This is a genomic window from Streptomyces sp. NPDC059455 (assembly GCF_042750115.1).
GTDB classification, from domain to species: Bacteria; Actinomycetota; Actinomycetes; order Streptomycetales; family Streptomycetaceae; genus Streptomyces; species Streptomyces endocoffeicus.
Map to the genome: position 1 here is coordinate 19,832 of NZ_JBHYVB010000181.1, position 3,573 is coordinate 23,404.

The 3,573-nt window shown below is 68.8% G+C and carries 1 protein-coding gene; it reads right to left on the reverse strand.

The window, feature by feature from the left end; genetic code table 11:
• Positions 1 to 174 precede the first annotated feature (174 nt).
• Positions 175 to 3,573, reverse strand: a 3,399-nt coding sequence (locus tag ACFXB5_RS41365; protein WP_385218561.1) for a multifunctional oxoglutarate decarboxylase/oxoglutarate dehydrogenase thiamine pyrophosphate-binding subunit/dihydrolipoyllysine-residue succinyltransferase subunit, incomplete at its 5' end; no start/stop codon positions are given.

Sequence of the window (3,573 nt, forward strand, 5' to 3'; positions counted from 1 at the left end):
CCACTATGCCCAGCACCGGGCGCCGCTCCAGGTGGTGGGCGCGGGGCGGGGGGCGAAGTCGATACACCCCGGGCGCGCGGCGGTCCACCCCCCACAGGCACACGCGCTGACGCCCGGGGTACCCCCCGGCCCCGCGCGCGGGGGGCCCGGCCCTTCCGTGGTGAACGGGGCGAATCAGATCTCGAAGACCTCGCCCACCAGCGCTCCCTGCTCCGACTGGTGCCGCTTGTTCGACCCCACCGCGGGCGAGGACGAGTGCGGGCGGGAGACCCGGACCAGGCGCTCGGCGGCGGGGACGTCCGCGCCGACCGACAGCTCCAGGTGGTCGATCAGGTTGAGCGCGATGAACGGCCACGCACCCTGGTTGGCCGGTTCCTCCTGCGCCCAGACGAACTTCTCGACGCCCGAGTACTTGGCGATCTCGGCCTGCAGCTCCGCACCCGGCAGCGGGTACAGCCGCTCCAGGCGGATGATCGCCGTGTCGTTCGCACCGCGCTTGTCCCGCTCGGCGGCCAGGTCGTAGTAGACCTTGCCGGAGCAGAAGACCACCTTGCGCACCGACGCCGGGTCGACCGTCTCGTCGCCGATCACCGGGCGGAACGAGCCGTTGAGGAACTCGTCGGTCTTCGACGCCGCGGCCTTCAGACGCAGCATCGACTTCGGGGTGAAGACGACCAGCGGCTTGTGGTGCGGGTTGTGGACCTGCCAGCGCAGCAGGTGGAAGTAGTTCGACGGCAGCGTCGGCGCGGCGACCGTCATGTTGTTCTGCGCGCACAGCTGGAGGAAGCGCTCGATCCGGGCCGAGGAGTGGTCCGGCCCTTGGCCCTCGTAGCCGTGCGGCAGCAGCAGGGTGACACCAGACGTCTGGCCCCACTTCTGCTCGGCCGAGGAGATGAACTCGTCGACGATGGTCTGCGCGCCGTTGACGAAGTCACCGAACTGCGCCTCCCACATGACCAGCGCGTTCGGGCGGGCCAGCGAGTAGCCGTACTCGAAGCCCATGGCCGCGTACTCGCTGAGCAGCGAGTCGTAGACGTTGTACCGCGCCTGGTCCTCGGTGAGGTACAGCAGCGGGGTGTAGTCGTCGCCGGTCTCGCGGTCCACCAGCACCGCGTGACGCTGGCCGAAGGTGCCGCGGCGGGAGTCCTGGCCGGCGAGCCGGACCGGGGTGCCCTCCATCAGCAGCGAGCCGATGGCGAGGGTCTCGCCCATGCCCCAGTCGATCGAGTCGTCCTCGATCATCGCCGCGCGCCGCTGGAGCTGCGGGAACAGCCGCGGGTGGACGGTGATCCGGTCGGGGGTGTTGACCTGGGACTCGGCGATCCGCTTGACGACCTCCTGGGAGACGGCCGTCTGGACCGTGACGGGGAACTCCGCCTGCGGTTCGGGGACCTCGGCCGGGGCCGGGGCCGAGACCGCGTCGCGGACCTCGGTGAAGACCTTCTCCAGCTGGCCCTGGAAGTCCTGCAGCGCCTGCTCGGCCTCTTCCAGGGTGATGTCGCCGCGCCCGATCAGCGACTCGGTGTAGAGCTTGCGCACCGAGCGCTTCTTGTCGATCAGGTCGTACATCAGCGGCTGGGTGAAACCGGGGTTGTCGGTCTCGTTGTGGCCGCGGCGGCGGTAGCAGATGAGGTCGATGACCACGTCCTTGTTGAACGCCTGGCGGAACTCGAAGGCGAGCCGCGCGACGCGCACGACGGCCTCCGGGTCGTCGCCGTTGACGTGGAAGATCGGCGCCTCGATCATGCGCGCGACGTCCGTGGCGTACATCGAGGAGCGGGACGCGGCCGGGGCGGCGGTGAAGCCGACCTGGTTGTTGATCACGATGTGCACGGTGCCGCCGGTGCGGTAGCCGCGCAGCTGCGACATGTTCAGCGTCTCGGCCACGACGCCCTGGCCCGCGAAGGCCGCGTCGCCGTGGAGGGCGACGGGCAGCACCGTGAAGTCGGTGCCGGCCTTGCCGATGATGTCCTGCTTGGCGCGGACAACGCCCTCCAGGACCGGGTCCACGGCCTCCAGGTGGGAGGGGTTCGCGGCGAGCGAGACCTTGATCTGCTCGCCGTCCAGACCGGTGAAGGTGCCCTCGGCGCCCAGGTGGTACTTGACGTCACCGGAGCCGTGCATGGACTTCGGGTCGAGGTTGCCCTCGAACTCGCGGAAGATCTGCGCGTACGACTTGCCGACGATGTTGGCCAGCACGTTCAGCCGGCCGCGGTGGGCCATGCCGACGACGACCTCGTCAAGACGCGACTCGGCGGCCGCGTCCAGTACCGCGTCCAGCAGCGGGATGACGGACTCGCCGCCCTCCAGGGAGAACCGCTTCTGGCCGACGTACTTGGTCTGCAGGAAGGTTTCGAACGCCTCGGCCGCGTTGAGCCGGCGCAGGATGCGCAGCTGCTCCTCGCGCTCCGGCTTGTCGTGGTTGCGCTCGACGCGGTCCTGGATCCACTTGCGCTGCTTGGGGTCCTGGATGTGCATGAACTCGATGCCGGTGGTGCGGCAGTACGAGTCGCGCAGCACGCCCAGGATGTCGCGCAGCTTCATCATGGACTTGCCCGCGAAGCCGCCGACCGCGAACTCGCGCTCCAGGTCCCACAGGGTGAGCCCGTGCTCGATGATGTCCAGGTCGGGGTGCTTGCGCTGGCGGTACTCCAGCGGGTCGGTGTCGGCCATGACATGGCCGCGGACCCGGTAGGAGTGGATCAGGTCGAAGACCCGCGCCGCCTTGGTGACGTCGTCGTCGTGGCTGACGTCGATGTCCTTGAGCCAGCGGACCGGCTCGTAGGGGATGCGCAGCGCCTTGAAGATCTCGTCGAAGAAGTCGTTCTCGCCGAGCAGCAGCTGGCTCATGATCCGCAGGAACTCGCCGGAGGCGGCGCCCTGGATCACCCGGTGGTCATAGGTGCTGGTCAGCGTCATGACCTTGGAGATGCCCAGCTTGTTCAGGGTGTCCTGGGAGGTGCCCTGGAACTCGGCCGGGTACTCCATGGCGCCGACGCCGATGATCAGGCCCTGGCCGGGCATCAGCCGCGGCACCGAGTGGACGGTGCCGATGCCGCCGGGGTTGGTGAGGGAGGCCGTGACGCCGGTGAAGTCGTCCATCGTCAGCTTGTTCGCGCGGGCGCGGCGGACGATGTCCTCGTAGGCCTGCCAGAACTCGAAGAAGTTCAGCGTCTCGGCCTTCTTGATCGCCGCGACGACGAGCTGGCGGTCGCCATTGGGCTTGACCAGGTCGATGGCGAGACCGAGGTTGATGTGCTCGGGCTTGACCAGGGTCGGCTTGCCGTCCTTCTCGGTGAACGAGTGGTTCATCGAGGGCATCGCCTTCAGCGCCTGCACCATGGCGTAGCCGATCAGGTGCGTGAAGGACACCTTGCCGCCGCGGGCGCGCTTGAGGTGGTTGTTGATGACGATGCGGTTGTCGAACAGCAGCTTCACCGGGACGGCACGCACCGAGGTGGCGGTCGGCAGCTCCAGCGACGCGTTCATGTTCTTCGCCACGGCGGCGGACGGGCCGCGCAGCGTGACCAGCTCGGGCCCCGCGGACGGCGCGGCGGGCTCCTTCTTGGAGAC